At 68.0% G+C, this 14,117-nt stretch carries 15 protein-coding genes; 2 read left to right on the forward strand and 13 right to left on the reverse strand.

The features are described from left to right. Nucleotides 1-172: 172 nt before the first annotated feature. From gspF to AC5P6X_RS12080, 13 genes are all read right to left on the reverse strand, one after another. Complete coding sequence (gene gspF, locus AC5P6X_RS12020; RefSeq protein ID WP_099559520.1) at nucleotides 173-1,372, reverse strand: type II secretion system inner membrane protein GspF; 1,200 nt, start codon at nucleotides 1,370-1,372, stop codon at nucleotides 173-175. A 7-nt stretch (nucleotides 1,373-1,379) separates the two neighbouring features. Further along, nucleotides 1,380-2,813 carry a type II secretion system ATPase GspE gene (gspE, locus tag AC5P6X_RS12025; protein ID WP_019659863.1) on the reverse strand — a complete coding sequence of 478 codons (1,434 nt, stop codon included), beginning with the start codon at nucleotides 2,811-2,813 and terminating at the stop codon, nucleotides 1,380-1,382. Then, complete coding sequence (gene gspD / locus AC5P6X_RS12030) at nucleotides 2,810-5,191, reverse strand: type II secretion system secretin GspD (protein WP_043396236.1); 2,382 nt, start codon at nucleotides 5,189-5,191, stop codon at nucleotides 2,810-2,812. Before gspD ends, gspE begins: the two co-directional genes overlap by 4 nt. Beyond that, entirely contained in the window at nucleotides 5,188-5,715 is a 528-nt protein-coding gene (locus tag AC5P6X_RS12035) for a type II secretion system protein M (RefSeq protein ID WP_010485333.1), read from the reverse strand. Before AC5P6X_RS12035 ends, gspD begins: the two co-directional genes overlap by 4 nt. Then, nucleotides 5,712-6,875 carry a type II secretion system protein GspL gene (gspL, locus tag AC5P6X_RS12040; RefSeq protein ID WP_043396239.1) on the reverse strand — a complete coding sequence of 388 codons (1,164 nt, stop codon included), beginning with the start codon at nucleotides 6,873-6,875 and terminating at the stop codon, nucleotides 5,712-5,714. The genes AC5P6X_RS12035 and gspL overlap by 4 nt, the downstream gene beginning before the upstream one ends. Then, the gene (gene gspK / locus AC5P6X_RS12045) at nucleotides 6,872-7,777 is read right to left on the reverse strand and encodes a type II secretion system minor pseudopilin GspK (protein ID WP_043396242.1); all 906 of its coding nucleotides are present in this window, start codon (nucleotides 7,775-7,777) and stop codon (nucleotides 6,872-6,874) included. The genes gspL and gspK overlap by 4 nt, the downstream gene beginning before the upstream one ends. A gap of 9 nt (nucleotides 7,778-7,786) precedes the next feature. Further along, complete coding sequence (gene gspG / locus AC5P6X_RS12050) at nucleotides 7,787-8,224, reverse strand: type II secretion system major pseudopilin GspG (RefSeq protein WP_043396245.1); 438 nt, start codon at nucleotides 8,222-8,224, stop codon at nucleotides 7,787-7,789. Between the two features lie 57 nt (nucleotides 8,225-8,281). Beyond that, nucleotides 8,282-8,866: a hypothetical protein gene (locus AC5P6X_RS12055; protein WP_043396248.1), complete on the reverse strand. Its 585-nt coding sequence runs from the start codon at nucleotides 8,864-8,866 to the stop codon at nucleotides 8,282-8,284. A gap of 120 nt (nucleotides 8,867-8,986) precedes the next feature. Next, nucleotides 8,987-9,538, reverse strand: coding sequence for a hypothetical protein (locus tag AC5P6X_RS12060; RefSeq protein ID WP_019337775.1), 552 nt, complete (start codon nucleotides 9,536-9,538; stop codon nucleotides 8,987-8,989). 58 nt (nucleotides 9,539-9,596) lie between these two features. Further along, nucleotides 9,597-10,577, reverse strand: a complete 981-nt coding sequence (locus AC5P6X_RS12065) for a FecR family protein (RefSeq protein ID WP_043396250.1) — start codon at nucleotides 10,575-10,577, stop codon at nucleotides 9,597-9,599. 69 nt (nucleotides 10,578-10,646) lie between these two features. Next, nucleotides 10,647-11,177 carry an RNA polymerase sigma factor gene (locus AC5P6X_RS12070; protein WP_043396312.1) on the reverse strand — a complete coding sequence of 177 codons (531 nt, stop codon included), beginning with the start codon at nucleotides 11,175-11,177 and terminating at the stop codon, nucleotides 10,647-10,649. A gap of 16 nt (nucleotides 11,178-11,193) precedes the next feature. After that, a complete protein-coding gene (locus AC5P6X_RS12075; RefSeq protein WP_071305319.1) occupies nucleotides 11,194-11,874 on the reverse strand; it encodes an STN domain-containing protein in 681 nt (226 codons plus the stop codon). A gap of 491 nt (nucleotides 11,875-12,365) precedes the next feature. Then, nucleotides 12,366-12,830: an Lrp/AsnC family transcriptional regulator gene (locus AC5P6X_RS12080; protein WP_005413654.1), complete on the reverse strand. Its 465-nt coding sequence runs from the start codon at nucleotides 12,828-12,830 to the stop codon at nucleotides 12,366-12,368. A 127-nt stretch (nucleotides 12,831-12,957) separates the two neighbouring features. Here AC5P6X_RS12080 and AC5P6X_RS12085 point away from each other — a divergent pair, with 127 nt between their 5' ends. Both AC5P6X_RS12085 and AC5P6X_RS12090 read left to right on the forward strand, forming a co-directional pair. Further along, nucleotides 12,958-13,689: an AzlC family ABC transporter permease gene (locus tag AC5P6X_RS12085; protein ID WP_010485324.1), complete on the forward strand. Its 732-nt coding sequence runs from the start codon at nucleotides 12,958-12,960 to the stop codon at nucleotides 13,687-13,689. Next, a complete protein-coding gene (locus AC5P6X_RS12090; RefSeq protein ID WP_010485323.1) occupies nucleotides 13,686-14,000 on the forward strand; it encodes an AzlD family protein in 315 nt (104 codons plus the stop codon). Before AC5P6X_RS12085 ends, AC5P6X_RS12090 begins: the two co-directional genes overlap by 4 nt. Nucleotides 14,001-14,117 lie beyond the last annotated feature (117 nt).

Raw genomic sequence — 14,117 nt, forward strand, 5'->3', positions numbered from 1 at the left:
CCAGCCCACTCTGCGGCGACGTGTCCATGCTGGTCCGCGCCGATGACAGGCCGCTTAAGAAACCTGTGGAAGATCGGAAAAAGGTGTGGAGGATTGTGTGGAGAATCGAAGGCACGCCGTGCTGCGCGCTCGCCGGGCATGGCCCGGCGCTACCCGTGTTGCGCTTTGCGCATCACTGCACCAGCTGATTCATCTCCATGATCGGCATCAGCACCGCCAGCACGATCGTCAGCACCACGCCGCCCATCACCAGGATCATGGTCGGCTCCAGCAGCGCGGTCAGTGCCATCGCGCGACGCTCGATCTCGCGCGAGATGGTCTGTGCGGCGCGATCCAGCAACGGCGCCAGCGAACCGGTTTTTTCGCCACTGGCTACCAGATGCACCAGGATCGGCGGATACACCTTCTGCACCTTCAGCGCAGAGCCAAGCGCCGCACCTTCGCGCACGCGTGCGGACACATCATCGGCACAGCGCGCCAGCAGTGCATTGCTCAGCGTCTGCCGGGCAGCTTCGAGCGCGCGCAGCAGCGGCACGCCCGCATCCAGCAGGATCGCCAGTGTCGAGGCGAAGCGCGCACTGTTCACCCCCAGCACGAAGCGCCCGATCATCGGCAGCCGCAGCAGCATCGCGTCCCAGCGCAGGCGCAACTCGGGCCTGCGCAGGGCCAACCGCCAGGCCACCACCAGCGCAGCGATGCCGAGACCCACCCACACGCCCCAGCTGCGCACGAAGGCGCTGGCCGCCAGCATCACCTGGGTCAGCATCGGCAGCGTCTGCCGCGCCTGCACGAACGCAGTCACCACCTGCGGCACCACGTAGCTGAGCAGGAAAATCACGATCGCCACCGATACCAGGCTGATCGCCGCCGGGTAGATGAAGGCGGTCAGCACCTTGGCCTGCAGCGCGTTGCGTTCTTCGATGTAGTCGGCCAAGCGCTCCATCACTCGCGCCAGGTCGCCGGAGTCTTCACCTGCCCCCACCAGTGCCCGATAAATCGGTGGGAAATCGCGCGGCCGCGCGGTCAATGCCACGGTCAGGCGCTGGCCGGCACGCACGTCGGCGCGTACCGCGGTGAGTGCCTGGGCCACGTGCGGGCGCTCGGCCTGCTCGATCACCGCACTCAATGCGCCTTCCAACGGCAGGCTGGCGGCCAGCAGACTGGCCAGCTGGCGCGTGGCCCAGGCCAGCTCGCTGGCGGACAGCCGCCGAGCGCCCCAGCCACTGCCGGCACTGCGCGCCGCGCTGACCTGCACAGGCGTCAGCCCACGCCCGCGCAACAGCTGGCGCGCACCGCGCGGGCTGTCGGCATCCAGCTGACCCTTCTCGATGCGGCCCTGCGCGTTGGCGGCCTGATAATCGAACAGTGCCATCGTCGTCTCAATCGTCGCCGGTGACGCGCAGGATCTCTTCCAGCGTGGTCACCCCGCTGTCGACCCAGCGCTGGCCGTCCTGCCGCAACGTCCGCATGCCGGCACGCCGTGCCGCCTCGCGTAGCGCAGGTTCGCCCTGCCCTTCATGGATCAACGCGCGCGCGCGGTCGTCCACCACGAACAACTCATGGATGCCGGTGCGTCCGCGATAGCCGCTGTTGGCGCAGGCCGCGCAGCCCACCGCGCGCCATACGGTGCGACCCTCGCCGTCCACCTCGGCACGACGGCACTGCGTGCACAGCCGCCGCACCAGCCGCTGCGCCAGTACGCCGCGCAACGACGAAGCCAGCAGGAACGGCTCCACGCCCATGTCGGCCAGGCGGGTCACCGCCGAGATCGCATCGTTGGTGTGCAGCGAGGCCAGCACGCCATGCCCGGTCAGCGACGACTGCACCGCAATCTGTGCGGTTTCCAGGTCGCGGATCTCACCAATCATGATCGTGTCCGGATCCTGACGCAGAATCGCGCGCAGCGCGGTGCCAAAGCTCATGCCGATGCGCGCGTTGACCTGGATCTGGCCGATGCCGGCGAAGTCGTACTCCACCGGGTCTTCCACGGTGAGGATGTTGCTGGTGCTGCTGTCGAGTTGGCCCAGTGCGGCGTACAGCGACGTGGTCTTGCCGCTGCCGGTCGGCCCGGTGACCAGCACGATGCCGTGCGGCTGCCGGATCAACCCGGTAAACGTGGCCAGGGTGTCATCGGCCATGCCGAGTCGCTGCAGCTGCAGCCGGCCGGCATCCTTCTCCAGCAGGCGCAGCACAGCACGCTCACCATGCCCCGTCGGCACCGTGGAGACACGGATATCCAGTGGCCGGCCGCCCACACGGATCGCGATGCGCCCGTCCTGCGGCAGGCGCTTCTCGGCGATGTCCAGGTGGGCCATGATCTTGATGCGCGACACCAGCGCCGCATGCAGTGCGCGCCGGGGCTGCACCATGTCGCGCAGCGTGCCGTCCACCCGGTAGCGCACCACCGAATGGGTCTCGAACGGCTCGATGTGCAGATCGCTGGCGCCATCGCGTGCAGCCTGTGCCAGCAGCGCATTGATCATGCGGATCACCGGCGCATCGTCCTGCGCATCCAGCAGATCGGTGACCTCCGGCATGTCCTGCATCAGCCGGTCCAGGTCGACTTCGCTTTCGGCGGCACCGACCACGGCAGCGGCATCACCGCCGTCACGGTACTGCTCACCCAGCCGCTGCTGCCAGGTCGCGGCATCCAGTGTCTGGAACGGCAGCGGTCCATGCCGGCGGCGCAGCTCGGCCACGGCCCACGCCGCGGTGTCGGCGGTGCCAAGCAGCACCGGCTCGCCGCCGGCCTCGGACAGCATCACGCCATGGCTGCGCACCCAGGCGTACGGCAGCGGCGCGGCGGCGCTCACGGCCCAATCACCAGTTCCGGCGTGTAGCCCAGCCCACGCAGCTGCTGCAGTGCCGGGTCCAGCGTTGCCGGATCGCGCGGCAATCGCACGCGCAGGCGCTGCCCGCTCTCGCCCGGCGTCGCTTCGGCATAGGCCTGCAAGCCCAGTGCCCGCACCTGCGCCACGCCCTGGCTGGCACGCGCCGGGTCCAGCCCCTGTGCGAACTGCACCAGCTGAGCATCGCCGTCACCGGCCGGATACAGCGCTGCCAGGCTGGTGTTCTGCAACGGCTGGCCCTGGCCATCGCGCGCATTGCTCTGGCCGAGCACAGACAGGTCCTGCGGCGGCAACTGCGGTGCCGACAGCGCCGGCAACGCCCAGCTCTGCACGGGTTGCGCACCGGCCTGCGCATTGCGCATGTAGTCGTAGCGGTCGCGGGTCAAACGCTGGCCGGCGGCGGGGTCACGCACCACGTGCGGGCGCAGGAACACCATCAGGTTGGTCTTGGAGCGCTTGCGCGTATCACTGCGGAACAGCGCCCCCAGCACCGGGATCCTACCCAGGCCCGGCACCGCATCACGGCCATGGCTGACGTTGTCCTCCAGCAGGCCACCGAGCACCATGATCTGGCCATCATCCAGCAGCACACTGGTATCCAGCGCACGCTTGTTGGTGATGATGCCGGCGGCACTGTTGGCACTCTGCGCATCGATGCTGCTGACTTCCTGGTAGATGTCCAGCTTCACCGTGCCGCCCTCGGAAATCTGCGGGCGTACGCGCAGCTTCAGGCCCACGTCCTCGCGCACGATGGTCTGGAACGGGTTGTTGCTGCCGCCACCGCCGTCGGTGACGTAGCGGCCGCTGACGAACGGCACGGTCTGGCCGACCATGATGCTGGCCGCCTCGTTGTCCAGCGTCATCAGGTTCGGCGTGGACAGGATGTTGGCACCGCCCTTGCTCTGCAGCGCAGTGGCCAGCGCTTTCATGTTGAGGATCTGGCCGACACCGGGCAGGTTGATGGTGCCGTCGATCACGCCGATCTTCAGGCCATCCTTGGGCAGCACGTCCAGCGTGGTACGCGCGCCGGTATTGAGCCCGCTGCCGCCGGTGGCACCACCGAAGTGGGTGCCACCAAAGGTGCGTCCATTGCCCAGCATCCACTGCACGCCCAGCTCAGCCGCGTCGGTCTGGTTGACCTCCACGATCAGGCTTTCCACCAGCACCTGTGCACGGCGCTGGTCGAGCTGGTCGATCACACGCCGCAGGTTGCGGTACACCGGCTCCGGTGCCGAGATCAGCAGCGTATTGGTGGCCACGTCCGCCTGCACCGAGATGCCGTTCTGGCTGAAGCCGGTGCTTCCTGCGTCGATCGGGTCACGCCGGCTCGGGTCCAGCCGCTGCGATTCCAGCGCATTGCCTCCGGTCTTGGCCTGCTGCGGCTGCGACGGCTGCGCGGGCGCGGAACGGTTGGCGTCACCCGGCAGTGGTGTGATGCCTTCATTGCTGCCCATCGCCGCTGCATCGCTCTGACCCGCCACCACGCCTCGCAGCACACCGGCCAGCTGGTTGGCCTGGGCATTGCGCAGGTAGACCACATGCAGGTTGCCGGATTCATCCTGGGCACGGTCCAGCTTCTCCACCAGCTGACGCGCCAGGCGGGTGCGCCCGGGGCTGCTGGAACGCAGCAGCACGCTGTTGCTGCGCGGGTCGGCCATCACCACCACCTTCTGGGTGGGCTCGGCGCCCTGCGCATCCAGCAGCGGCGCGACCATCGCCGCGACGTCAACGGCAATACCTTGCTGCAGCTTCACCACATCGGTATCCATGCCGGCCGGTGTATCGACGCTTGCGATCACCCGTGCGATGCGCTCCAGGTTGTCGGCGTAGTCGGTGATCACCAGGGTGTTGTTGCCCGGATTGGCGGTGATCGGATTGTCCGGACTGATCATCGGCCGCAGCACCGCCACCAGCGCGGCTGCGTTCTCGTAGCGCAGCGCGAAGGTGCGGGTGGTCACCTCACCGCCGGCACCACCAGTGCCGACGCGTCCTCCCAACAGCTTGGCATCGGCCTGCGGCACCACCCGGCTGATGCCGCCGTTCTCTACCACGGCGAAGCCACGCATGCGCAGTGCGCCCAGCAGCAACTGGTAGGCCTGGGTACGGCTGACCGGGCCATCGGAAACCACTGTCATCTTGCCGGTCACCCGTGGGTCGACCAGGAACTGGCGGCCGGTGAAGCGTGCGGCCATGCGCAACACGCCACCGATATCGGTGTCGACCAGGTTCAACTGCACCGGCTCATCGCGAGCGTCCTGCGCCAGCACCGACGCCGGTGCGTGGGCCATGCACACGATCAAGGCCAGTGCGGTACTGCAGGCAAGGCTGCGCATCGCCCTCATGGATGGGCACCCACGTTGAGCGCCATCACGATGTTTCCGGAAATCCGCGCCGCCGGCATGTTCGCATCCCCTGTGCGTGTCAGTTGCAGCTGCTGCAGTTCGATGGCCGGATCGGCCAGCACGGGCAGCAGCCAGTTCCACAGCGCGTCAGCGGGCACCGCGTGCACCTGCAGGTGCCAACGCCCGTCGCGCGCTTCGATATGCAGTCCGTCGGCGAGGCCGGCTGACTTGATTCCATCACGCAACCCGGCCATCGTCGGGCGCTGCCCCTGCGTCTGCTGCTGGCGCTCGCGTGCCTGCAGCAGTGGTGCCAGTACACGCGCCTGTGCCTGCAGCCGCGGTAGCTCGGCCTGCCAGTGCGTGCGCTGCTTCAGCAGGGGCTCCAGCCACAACGACCACAGACCCGCCACCAGCAGCGCCACCACCATCACCCACAGCATCAGCCGGTCGCGCGGTGGCAGGCGTTGCCAGCGTTGCTGCAGGCCTGCCAGTCCCTCGCCCAGTCGCAAGATTCGGGTGGTCACTGTCCAGCCCCGTTCACCCGCAGGCGTCCACCGGCTTCGCGCGCCAGCTGCAGGCCCTGCGCCTGCACTGCCTGCTGCCAGCGCTCAAGTCGCTGTGGATCATCGGCCAATGCCTGGGCATCGGCATCCAGCTCCATGTCCAGCTGGCCCGGTTGGTAATGCAGGCTGCGCACCTGCCCCGCCAGCTCCGGGACCGCCTGCAGCGTGCTGGCAACCTGGCGCTGCAGCGGCGGCAATGGCGGCGCCGGCGGTGGCACCGCAAGTGCTCGCCTCGCCTGCAACACCGGGTCCACCACATCGGTGACCTCCGGGAAGCGTGCGCTGAACTGGCGTGCCATGTCCTGTTGCAGGGCCTCGCCCTCACTTCGCCACCGCGAGACCTGCAGCTGCAGACCGAGCGCGGCCAGCAACATCGCCGCCAATGCCAGCCCGATCGCAAGCCGCGGCGCTTTCTGGCTCGCCCCGGGCAGCGGCAATGACCAGCCTGGCAAGGGGCCAGAGGCCTGCCGTTCATGGGGGATGGCGGTGGCCGGCAGGCTGTCCGGCCACGTGGGCGGCACACCATCGATCCACTGCACGGCCTGCATGCCGGCCTGTTGCAGGCGCACTGCCAACGCATGCATCACCGCACAGGCATCACGTCCGCCATACCATTGAACGAAACCCCGGTCGCGCCCGCTGCGTACCAGCAGGTGCTCGCCGCTGACCTGCAGCGTGGCATGACCGTCCTGCCAGGGCAGCAGCAGCGGCGTCGGATACAGTGCCTGCAACCGCAGTGCACACGAAGCCAGCAGCTGCTGCGCCTGCAGGAGCGCCTGCTGGCCCAGCCAGGCCACAGGAACCGTGCCGTCCGTCGCCTGCACACCGTGGGCCAGCGCTACCTCCTGCAGGTCATCCAGCAGCATCGCCTCCACCTCACCCTGCAGCGCCGACTGCAGACGGCGCCCGGACAACGGTGGCAACTGCAGTTCCAGCAGGATCAGGTCGTTCGGATCGAGGCAGGCATGCACCGCAGCCTGCGGATGGCGCAGGCCCAGCGCCGCCAGCGTGTCGCGGCCGTGAGCCAGCACCTCGCCCTTGTGCAGCTGCGCCCAGTCCACCGCGCTGTCGGCGCGCAGACGCTCAAGCGCCGGCAAGCGCACCCGAAGCTGCACGGTCATGCGCCGATCCTCGTCCACACGCGTTGCACACGCACGCCATCGTCGCGGTACTCGCGCCAGAGCAGCGCGCGAAAATCAACCGCGCTGCCGTCAGCCTGCACCTGGCCGACGGCCAGGAACCACTCGCTATGGATACCCAGGGGAAGCACGGCCATCTGTTCGTTGCTCAGTTGAAGTCGATTGGCGATGTCGCCGCGGTTGAGCAGCCAATGACCGCCGTCGCGCTCACCGAGCAGCGCCTGCAGCCGTGCGGGCTCGACCGCAGGCGTCACCGCCTGCAGAACGCTCAGGTCGCTGGTATTGGCGTTGACCAGGGTCTGCGCCGGCAGCACCACGGTGCGTCGCGCCAGCGCCTGCAGTGCCACCGGATCGGCACCGGCCAGTGCCTGCGCGATCAGTGATTCGCGCGGCAGTGGGGCCTGTGCCTGGATGTCACCGTCGCGCAGGCGCGCCTGGATGTGGTCCGCCGCGGATGCGCAGGCACCCTGGCCCAGCCCCTGTGCAGCACACAACGCGATGAACGCGTGCCGCGCCTCGGGGTCCGGCCTGCCATGTGCCAGCAGGTTGCGCAGGTTGAACATCGACTGCGCATCGACCAGTTGCAGCTGCACCGGCAACGGCGCCTGCAGTTCCAACGGGCGCGCCCAGCGCCCGCTGCGCACCGTGGTCAGCTGTTCCTTTACATCCTCACGCAGCTGCTGCGCCGCACGCTCCAGCGTGACGTCCACCGCCATGCGCACCTGCGCGCGTAGCTGGTCACCACGCAACGCACGCAGCTGCGCCGACTGCCGGGTCAGCAGTGCCGTGGCAATCACCGCCACCAGTGCCACCACAAGCAGGGCGACGATCACCGCCATGCCACGTTGACGGACACTCGAAACAGAACGCATCCGGGCTGACATCGGCCTGCCTCACAGCTGCCAGGAGCCGATGTCCGCGTTCCCGGCGTCGCCGCCGGGCTTGCTGTCCGCGCCTAGCGAGAACACATCGATGTCGCCATGGGTTCCGGGAATCTGGTACTGGTACGGATGGCCCCACGGGTCATTGGGCAGGCGATCCAGATAGGGCGTGACCGGCATCGTGCCACCGCCCTGCGGGGGCTTCACCAGTGCCTGCAGGCCCTGCTCGGCACTGGGATAGCGACCGTTGTCCAGCTTGAACAGCTTCAAGGCCTGCATCAATGCGGCGATGTCCTGGCGCGCCGCCACCACGCGTGCCTGGTCGGGACGGTCCATCAACCGCGGCACGATCAGCGCGGCGAGGATGCCGATGATCACCACCACCACCATGATCTCGATCAGGCTGAAACCCTTCTGCCGAGCTTTGCGACCACGAACCTGCCTTGCCATTGTTCCGCCCTCGTCATCCTGGAAGAGACCGCTGCGCCATGGTCAGCGGTGCATGTGTCAGTACGATAAACATCCGCCGGTAATTCGCTGCGCGTGTGCCTGTACGGGCGCAACACGCGCAGCCGGCGCACATGCAGACTCGAGCAGGTGCCGCGGCACGCCGGCCAGCGCATCGTCGATGCAGCCGCGCAGCAATGGGTGCGCACAGGCCTGCAGCAGCCGCACGCACTGCATCGGCGACCACGCTGTTCCATGATCGAGGCCGATGAACATCCGATAGGCCTGGTGATAGCGCAGGTCGTCGTACACGCGCTGGGCACTATTCAGATCGCGCATGACCACCAGCAGGGCCGCGCGTTGCAGCAGCCGCGCATCGCCTCCATCAAGCGGCAGCAGGCTCATGGCCACTTCGGGCCAGGGCCGCAGCTGCAGATCGATGGCTTTTCGCAGCGCCACCAGTGGGTGCGCACTACCATCCAATGCCGCCCAGCGCGCCGCATCTGCCCAGGCGTCACTGGACAGCACCCAGACCCAGGAGTGCCCATAGCGCTGCACGTTCAATGGCGTATGCCGCGCCTGCTCCAGTGACTGGCTCAGGTGACGATCCAGCTCCAGCATGCTGATCCTGCGACTGTCTGCCATCGGCGCCGCCCGTGCTCCGCGACGCGTGGTGCGCCGTACTCTGGAGAAGACGTCAGCAAGGCAGGTGAAGCGACAGCGCACATGCAGCTCTGTGCGCTGCGTGGCGCTTCATCGCCAACGTCATCGCAGCGTCATCTGCCTGCAGGCTTCGCGCTCCAGTCGCGGTGCGTCGCCCCCGCAACGGCGCGCCAGTATCGCCACATCGCTGCGCGCGGCGAACGCGGCCAGCGCATCGGTCATCTCCGCGTCATCGCACCATGACCCCATCGCAACGCGCAGCGCCGGCAATTGCCAGCTGTCCATCACACCGTGGGTACCGGCCACGAACCAGTGCCACAGCCGATGGTGCAGCACCTGCTCATGCAGCTGCGCCAGATCCCCGATGCCATGCATGTCCATCAGCAACAGCGCACGAGCAAGCGCCGCAGGCGGCAACGCACCGGTTTCAGCCAGTGGCAACACCTGCTGCTGCAGGCGCAACAGCATCGCCAGCGGGTGCGACTGCGGATCGAAGTCCAGCAGCACAGCCTTTTCCTGCCACTGCGCGTCGGACACCACACACACCCATGGCGAGCCGTAGCGGTGCACCATCAACGGCCGTCGCTGCGTGGTTTCCAGCAACGCCGACAGATTGCGACGCAGATCCAGCACGCCGATGGTCTCGTTGCGCATCCTTGGCTTCTCCTTGCTTGCAACAGCCCTGCGCGGTGCGCACGGCCAGCGTCTTCATCTATCCAAGGACGGCAATGCCACCCGGAAAGCGACGCAGATCCAGCGACATCGTCAGTCGCAGCTGCTCAAGTGCCGCGTCCGGATCATCGATGCGGAAGCGACCGCTGACCGGTGCGCGCGCCAATGCCGATTCGCCCAGCAGTACCTTGCCGCGGCGGTAACGGTTGATCTCCTCCACCACCTCACGCAGCGGTGCGCGGCGGAACACCAGCATGCCCTCGGTCCACGCACTCACTTCCGACGCCACGGCCTCGGTCACCACACCACTGAGGCGCTCGTCGTACTGGGTCTGCTGGCCCGTCTGCAGCTGCAGCCGGCCCTGCGGATGCTCGATGCGGGCACTGCCCTGCAGGCAGGTCACCCGCACCTGGCCATGGGTGTTGCGTACGTCCAGGCGCACCGCTCCCTCATCGGCAATCACGCAGCCCGGGCCCGCGAACAACGCCAGGCGCAGGCCGGCCTGGGTCTCGATCGCGGCCTGGCCCTGCACCAGCTCGAAGCCTTCGCCCTGCGTGTCCGCGCGGCGGCGCAGGCTGCTCTGCGTATCCAGTTCGATCTTCAGCTGCGGCAAGGGTGCAATCTGCAGCCGTTCACCGGTGCCGGTGTGGAAATCGGCCGCCATCGCCGTCACCGAGGGCCATAATCCCAGCGGCGGACGGATCGCCGCCACCACCACCAGACTGGCCGGCGCGGCAATCGCCGCGCCCAGGAAGGCACGCCGGCTCCAGCGCTGGGCCGGCGACGGCGCGACCGGTTGGCGCGCGGCGGCGGGCAGCTGCTCGCCGGCCAGCCGCACCTGCTCCCACTGCCGGCGCGCACGTCCGAACGCTTCACGATGACGCGGGTCGGACTCGCACCACGCGCGGAACCGGCGCCCGTCGGCGGCGGTCGCCTCGCCCGAGGTCAGCCGCACCACCCACGCGTGCGCCTGACGCTCAACGGCATCCAACGGGCGTTGCGGGCGATCGTCAGGATCCATGGGGGCTCATGCCGGACCCGCACGCTGCGGGGTTCTGCTCGGCGTCAAAGTGTAGACGGATGCCGTCGCTCAGAACCGCACCTGGCGCCCCTGCCCGCTGCGCTCGGCCAGGTAGTCCTGGGCCGCCTTCAGCTCACGCTGCACCAGCCGCAGCGACACACCGAGGTGGTCGGCCACGTCGCGCTGCTGCAGGCCATCGACGCGGATTGCCAGCAGGATGCGGCGACGGCGCTCGGGCATGCGCTGCAGCAGGCCGACCATGTCTTCCAGCGCGAAGTCCAGCTCGGCCGCCTGTGCTGGACCAGGTGCAGGGTCGGCCATGTCCATCAGCGTATCCACCTCCTCCAGGCTCAGCAGGCGGTGGTCAGCACGTTGGCGGTCGATCACGGTGTTCATCGCCATGCGCAGCAGGTAGGCCGCGGGGTTCTGCACCGCGTCCAGGCGGTCAGGCCGCGCACTCAGGCGCATCCAGGTGTCCTGCAACGCGTCGCCAGCCAGCTCTTCCGAGCCCAGCTTGCGCACCAGCCGGCGCTTCAACTCATCGTAGGCACCCAGAAGGTGGTCCATCAGGTCAACTGCCCCAGCCGTACCGTTGCTCATGTTCGAATCCTTGAAGTCATGGAAGGGGCGCGCGCCCGCCACAGTCGTGGTCGGTGCCGGAAGGACGGATCTGCAGCGTCACCGGCTGTGGCAGCGCGGCGGTCTCGGTCGCCAGCACCAGGCCCTGCATTGCCTGCAGCAGGTGAGCATCGCGGCGATCGCTGCCACTGCCGGACAGCAGCTCGGGCTCGCTCACCTTGCCCGCGCCGTCGATGCGGAAGCGCAGCGTCGCGGCATAGCGGCCGGGCGCGATCTCGGGGTCGTCGCAGAACGCCGCGCGCAGCCGCTGTTGCAGGCCGCCATAACGACGCCGACGTTCGGCCTCGGGAAGTTCGGCACCAACACCGGGTTCGGCGGCCGAGGGCATGCCCCGACGCAGCACCACGCGCTGCTCGCCGATCACCTCGGCCTCGACGCCGGAGTCCTGCAGCAGCGCCTGCAGGGCGGGCAGCGGCGGCAGGCTGGCGCGCAGCGCATGGCTGCTGCGACCCGCGGCAAGATCGCCCGGGTACATCACCGACCACCCGCTGATGACGCTGAAGCGCTCGACCGCCTGTTCCAGCGGCTGCGCAGGGATGTCGTAGGCATGAACAGCGTCCTGCGCGACAGCGGCAAAGGACAGCAGCAGCCATGCGGCGATGGCCACCTTCCAAGTTCTGACCGCATGGTGTCCATTCAGCCCCCTGACGTAGAACACATGACCCTCGGCAGCGACAGCAGCTGCAGTGGACGCGCACCACGACCGGAACCCCGGCCCGCGCGCGACCCGCAAGCGGGCTCAAACCGTACCGGGGGCACATGTCATTGCGATGACCGCCGCCCACAGCCTGGCGTCGAGCCAGGCTCCGTAGAGCCAGTCACGCATCAGGAATCAATGAATCGAACAGACCACGCCATCTCCGCATGGGGGTCAGAGCCCATTGCGAAGCAACGGGATCCAACCCCGACAGATCGCGGGGAACTGTCAGGCAGCGGGGCGGTGTGGCCAGGCAGGACCGTTGGCGCCATGGATGGCGCCATCGAGCCCCCAAGGAAGGGTTTACGGCGTGTCCTGCCTGGCCACACCGCCCCGCCGCCCCACGGAGCATCGCTGTTGCTGTTGCTGTTGCTGTTGCTCCTGAGGTTGCCGGCCAGCGGCCGGCACTACCCGCGGGTGCCGGGTGCAACCCGGCCGCAACCACCCATCCCTCAAAGCGGCAGCTGGGTCGTCTGCTTGATCCGCTGCATCGGAATCTCGGTCTTGGTGTTCTGCACCCCGGCAATCCGGTTCAGGTGCTGCATCTGGAACTGCCGGTAGGCATCAAGGTCCGCCACCGCCACCCGCAGCAGGAAATCGCAGTCGCCCGCCATCAGATGGCATTCAAGCACTTCCGGGAAAGACTTGATGCTGTTGATGAAGTGGTTGGTGGTGTCCTCGTCCTGCCCGCGCAGCCAGACCCGCACGAACACCGTGAAGCCACGGCCCACCTTGGCCTCATTCAGCAGGGCAACGTAGCGGTCGATGTAGCCGCCCTCCTCCAGCAGCCGTACCCGCCGCAGGCAGGCCGACGGCGACAGCCCGACCAGCCGGGCCAGCTCCAGGTTCTGCAGGCGGCCGTCGCGCTGCAGGGCGTCGAGGATGCGCCGATCGAGGTTGTCGAGTTGATACTGCATGCAATTTCGCCCTTGTCACTTCTGGCCGCATGAAATATCAATCATCCGGAATCCAGTGGCATCAACGCAACCCGATTTCGCGATTGGACCGCTAGCATGGGCCACCCCCACCTTGTTGTGCCGTTCGATGGACGCCCGTACCACCCTCCCCCTGCCCGACACCTGCGATACCGCCCCGCGTGCCGAATTCCTGCGCGGCCTGCGTGCCGCCGTGCCGGTGATGATCGGCTTCATTCCGTTCGCCCTGGTGCTCGGCGCGCAGGCGGCCCAGAAAGGCCTGAGCGCACTGGAAGTGCCACTGATGACCGGCCTCAACTTCGCTGGCGGCTCGGAGTTCGCCGCCGTCGAACTGTGGACCTCGCCGCCGCATATCGCACTGATCGTGGCGATCACCGCGCTGGTCAACAGCCGCCACCTGCTGATGGGCGCCAGCCTGGCTCCGCTGCTGCAGCATCTGCCGCGCCGCCGGGTGCTGCCGGCGCTGTTCTTCATGTGCGACGAAAGCTGGGCGATGGGGGTTGCCGATGCGCGCCGCCGTGCGCTCGGCTTCAGCCTGGCCTATTACCTGGGCGTTTCGGCAGGGCTGTACACGGTCTGGGTGGCCTGCACGGCACTGGGCGCGATCGTCGGCCCGATGTTGGGCGACATCCATGCCTACGGTTTCGACATGGCCTTCCCTGCGGTATTCCTGGTGCTGCTGCGCGGCATGTGGCAGGGCATGAAGGCAGCACGGCCGTGGCTGGTCAGCCTGATCGTGGCCGCCGCCACCTACCTGCTGATCCCGGGCGCGTGGTACGTGGCCAGCGGCGCACTGGCCGGCCTGGCGGCCGCCTGGCTGCTGGCGGAGGACGCGGAATGATCTTCAATGGACTGATCCACTGGACCTCGGTGCTGACCATCGTGCTGATGGCCGCCGCCACTTACCTGACCCGCATCGTCGGCTTCCTCGCGCTGCGCAACCGCACGTTGAGCAGGCGCGCCGTGACGGTGATGGAAGCTGCGCCGGGCTGCGTGCTGATCTCGGTGATCGCCCCGGACTTCGTCGCCGACAAGCCCGCCGACCTCGCCGCGCTGGCGATCACCCTGCTGGCCGCCACGCGGCTGTCGATGCTGCCGACGGTGCTGATCGGCGTGGTCTCGGCCGGGGTGCTGCGCTATCTGATGGGCTGAGGCGCTCGCTCTGGCGTGGGCTCGGTTCTACATGGCATCTCCCTGCGACACCCGGTCGCAGGCCATCGCATCACCCACTTGATCAATGTCAAACCGCCCGCCGCCGCGCGGGCGTAT

The sequence above is a fragment of the Stenotrophomonas sp. YJH_SMC_40 genome (assembly GCF_059368615.1).